At 74.3% G+C, this 3,872-nt stretch carries 5 protein-coding genes; 4 read left to right on the top strand and 1 reads right to left on the bottom strand.

The genetic code is table 11. The features are described 5' to 3' along the window. Positions 1-310 precede the first annotated feature (310 nt). Positions 311-1,183, top strand: a complete 873-nt coding sequence (gene thrB, locus PAI11_RS23365) for a homoserine kinase (protein WP_007579499.1) — start codon at positions 311-313, stop codon at positions 1,181-1,183. 21 nt (positions 1,184-1,204) lie between these two features. Here thrB and PAI11_RS23360 read toward each other — a convergent pair whose 3' ends face one another. Further along, positions 1,205-1,993: a ParA family protein gene (locus PAI11_RS23360; RefSeq protein ID WP_007579497.1), complete on the bottom strand. Its 789-nt coding sequence runs from the start codon at positions 1,991-1,993 to the stop codon at positions 1,205-1,207. 103 nt (positions 1,994-2,096) lie between these two features. Here PAI11_RS23360 and PAI11_RS23355 point away from each other — a divergent pair, with 103 nt between their 5' ends. The 3 genes from PAI11_RS23355 to PAI11_RS23345 are packed head-to-tail and all read left to right on the top strand — an operon-like array spanning position 2,097 to position 3,637. Continuing rightward, on the top strand, positions 2,097-2,369 hold the full coding sequence (locus PAI11_RS23355) for a hypothetical protein (protein WP_040601523.1): 273 nt from the start codon (positions 2,097-2,099) through the stop codon (positions 2,367-2,369). 54 nt (positions 2,370-2,423) lie between these two features. Beyond that, the gene (locus PAI11_RS23350; protein ID WP_007579493.1) at positions 2,424-2,963 is read left to right on the top strand and encodes an SRPBCC family protein; all 540 of its coding nucleotides are present in this window, start codon (positions 2,424-2,426) and stop codon (positions 2,961-2,963) included. A gap of 11 nt (positions 2,964-2,974) precedes the next feature. Next, positions 2,975-3,637, top strand: coding sequence for a hypothetical protein (locus PAI11_RS23345; RefSeq protein WP_007579490.1), 663 nt, complete (start codon positions 2,975-2,977; stop codon positions 3,635-3,637). Positions 3,638-3,872: the final 235 nt, after the last annotated feature.

The raw sequence follows: 3,872 nt of genomic DNA, 5'->3' as shown, positions 1-3,872 counted from the left end.
GGCGACGGTCCGCGCGGCGGTCGTGGCACCCGCCGCGGGGCGACCGTCGTCGCCCCCGTCGCGGGTCGCGAGCAGGACCAGCGCGGCCACCAGCGCCACCGCCAGCACGGCGATCACGGGCAGCAGCGACGGCGAGCGGCGCGGGGGCGAGGCCATGCCCGCAGGCTGCCACACCGGCGGGTCGGCGGGCGGCGGCGGAGCGCCGCCCGAACCCCGTCCGGTCCGCCGAGCGGGTACCCCGTACGAGCCGCGGGAGGCTCCCGACGGGGTCGGCGGGGCCCGGCGACGGTCCAGTATGGTCGCCTGTCGCATGGGTCGTACCGTCAGCGTCTCCGTCCCCGCCTCGAGCGCCAACCTCGGCCCCGGCTTCGACTGCATGGCCGCGGCGATCGGGCTCTGGCTGCACCTGGAGGTCGAGGAGACCGGCCACTTCGCCGTCGAGCACGACCTGCCGCTGCCGACCGACCGCAGCAACGTGGTCGTCCAGGCGTTCGAGCGGCTGCGGCCGGCCGACGGCCTGACGTTCCGGGTCCGCACCGACGTGCCGCTCGCCGGCGGCCTCGGGTCGAGCGCGACGGCGATCGTCGCCGGCCTGGCCGCCGCGGCGGCGCTCGACGGCGGCGCGACCACGCCCGACGCGCTGCTGCCGCTGGCCGTCGACATCGAGGGCCACCCGGACAACGTCTCCGCCGCGCTGCACGGCGGCTTCATCCTCAGCGACGGGACCTGGACCGTGCGGATCGATCCGCCGCCCGGCCTCGAGGCGGTCTTCGTGGTCCCCGACGAGGCGGTCCGCACGGCCGCCGCCCGGGCGGTGCTGCCGCAGCACGTGCCGCTCGAGGACGCGACCAAGAACGTCGCCTGGGCCGCCGCGCTGGCGATCGGCCTGGAGCGGGGCGACCTCGACGTCGTCGCCCACAGCCTCCGCGACGTCCTCCACCAGCCCCACCGCGCGGCGCTCTTCCCGCGCTCGGCGGCGCTGATCGACGATCACGCGACGCTCGGCGCGCTCGGGGCGACGGTCTCGGGGGCCGGCCCGACGGTGATGCTGTGGGTCCGCAGCGAGGACGCCCCGGCCGTCGTCGACGCGGCCACCGCCCGTGCCGCGGGCTGGGCGCAGGTGCTGCACGCGCCGTTCGCCGCCGAGGGCGCGCGGGTCGGCGTCGGCGCGGCGCGCGCCTGAGGCGACGCGCGCCCCGGGCGGCTAGCTCCGCGCGGCCTTCGCCATCCGCTGCAGCCGCCGGCGCGACGGGTCCTCGCCGAGCCGGTCGCAGATCTCGGCCGCGAGGTCCAGGTAGTCGGCGCCCAGCTCCGGCCGGTGGTCGAGGATCGAGACCGCGCGCTCGGCCGACTCGGCGTAGGCGATCGACGAGCGGATGACCGTGTCGAGGACCTTGTCGGGGTGCGCCTCGCGCAGCTGCTCGACGGCCTCGCGGGAGTGGACGGTGCGCAGGTCGGCCTTGGTCACGACCGTCCCGAGCCAGTCGAGGTCGGGGTTGAGGCCGTCGCGGGCCAGCTCGATCACCTGCAGGGCCTGCTCGACGCCCTGGAGGGCGAAGTACTGGGCCTCGCAGGCGATCAGGGCGTGGCTCGACGCGACCAGCGCGTTGACGGTCAGCAGGCCGAGGTTCGGCGGGCAGTCGAGCAGCACCACGTCGAGCTCGTCGTCGCTGTCCCGCAGCACCTTCCTCAGCGACAGCTCGCGGCCCATCTTGCCGGCCAGCGCCAGCTCGGCCTCGGCCAGCTGCAGGTTCGCGGGGATCACGCCGTCGTGGACCGCGCCGGCGGCGACGACCCGGCCCTGGAGCACGTCGGCGATCGTCGGCTGGGCGTCCGGCGGCAGGTCGAAGTAGTCCGAGAGGTTGCCCTGGGGATCGAGGTCGATCGCCAGGACCCGCAGCCCCACGCGGCGGAAGGCGTCGGCGAGCGTGCGGACGGTGGTCGTCTTCCCGGTGCCGCCCTTCTGGGACAGCACGGCGATCCGGTGGGCCATGAGGCAGCAGTCTAGGGTGGTCGCGAGGCGGGACCCGGCGCGGACCGCAGGTCGCGAACCGGCGGGGAGGAGTTCGCCGGGTGCCGTCGAACAGCACGGCGTGATGCGCCGCGAACCGATCTCCGAGCCCGACCTCGAGCGCCACCTGCTGCGGATCGGGGTCTCCTCGCTGCACGCCGAGCGCCTCTGCTGCGACCGCTGCGGCCGTACCCCGCTGGTCGGCGAGGTCGTCTACCGCTACGCCCGCGACCGCAAGCTCTGCGCCCTCTGCCGCCCGTCCCGCAAGGAGCAGCCGATCGCGACCGTTCCGGTCCGCCACGGCGAGGAGATCCGCGCCCAGCGGCTGCGTCCCGCGGCCGACCGCGACATCGCCTGATCGCGGCGCCCCGGGGCGTCGGATCCGATCGCGCGGCCGGCTAGACTGCTGGCCGTGGACCCGGTCAGCGCCTCGATCTCCATCCAGCGCCCGCGCGAGGAGGTGTTCGCCTACCTCCAGGACATCGCCAACCACCCGGAGTTCCTCGGACACCGGCTCGTGGACTGGCACCTGACCCGCGAGGACTCGATCGGCCGCGGCGCCGGCGCGCGCTTCCGGGCGAAGCTGCGGTTCCACCGCTTCTCGTACTTCGACGTCACCTTCACCGAGGTCGAGGCGCCCTACCGGATCGCGTTCGTCGGCCGCGGCGGCAAGTACGACCGGACGCTCGTCCACGGCGAGATCACGGTCAAGCCGGATCCCGGCGACAGCGTCCGCGTGACCTTCACGGTCGAGACCGAGCCGAAGCTCCCGTCCGATCGGATCATGGAGGCCGTCGCCACCCAGGGCCTCGTCGCCCGCGGCGCGCTGCGCAAGGGCCTCGGTCGGCTGCGCACGATCCTCGAGGAGGGGAGCGAGTCGGCCAAGACCGGTCAGCGCGTGACGATCGCCGGCGGCGCGAGGAAGCCGGCGTCCGGCTTCCGCCTGAACTAGACTGCCGCCTCATGCGTCAGCGGCTCATCCCTCTGCTGGCGGTCGCATTGTCGGCCACCGCCCTCACCGCCTGCGGCTCCAAGCAGGAAGTCGTCACCAGCGCCGAGACCGAGGCGATCTTCGTCTCCGTCGGACCAGACGGCGGCCCGTACCTGAAGTACCAGGTGCAGATCTCGCGTCAGCTCAACCCCGGCGACTTCGAGAACGTCGCCGCCAAGGGCGACCCCGAGAAGGTCGACGCCGAGGACAGCGAGTACCTGCGCGGCCTGACCCCGCAGGAGGCGGCGCTCGCCAAGCGCCCGAGCAAGATCGACGACGAGGTCTTCTTCGGCGTCTGGATCGCGGCCTACAACGACACCAAGAAGCCGCTGCTCTCGGCCGCGGCCGACGGGTTCGAGATCGTCGACACCCAGGGCGAGAAGTTCGAGCCGTTCGTCGCCAAGGATCCGCGCAACCCGCCGAACCCCTTCCTCTACCGCCAGGCGACGGTCCCGGCGGCCGTCGGCAGCGGCAGCGGCGTGCTGCCCGAGGCCAACAGCCCGGCCGGCGCCAGCACCACGCAGGGCGAGCTGCTGCTCTTCAAGATCCCGCAGTCCTCGCTCGAGAACCGCCCGCTGGTCCTCCACATCAAGGGGCCGAGCGGCGGCGAGGCCGAGGTCGACCTGGACGTCTAGCGGGCGGCGCGAGGCGCACGTATACCGGCGCATCTCGGGCCGGGCGACGCTCGGCGGTACCGGGTACGGCTCTCGCATCGCCTGCCCCGACCTGCTTGGTCTACGTGCACCTCGCATCTACCCGCGGCGGGCGGCGCGAGGCGTCCGTGGACGCTTCGGATCTCGCCGCCTGGCGCGCTCGGCAGTGCCGGCGCACGGCTCTCGCTTCCCGGCGGCGACCTCCTCGGTCCACGAA

Origin of the sequence: Patulibacter medicamentivorans (assembly GCF_000240225.1) — a bacterium.
GTDB lineage: Bacteria > Actinomycetota > Thermoleophilia > Solirubrobacterales > Solirubrobacteraceae > Patulibacter > Patulibacter medicamentivorans.
This window is presented reverse-complemented; position numbering and strand designations above follow the sequence as displayed.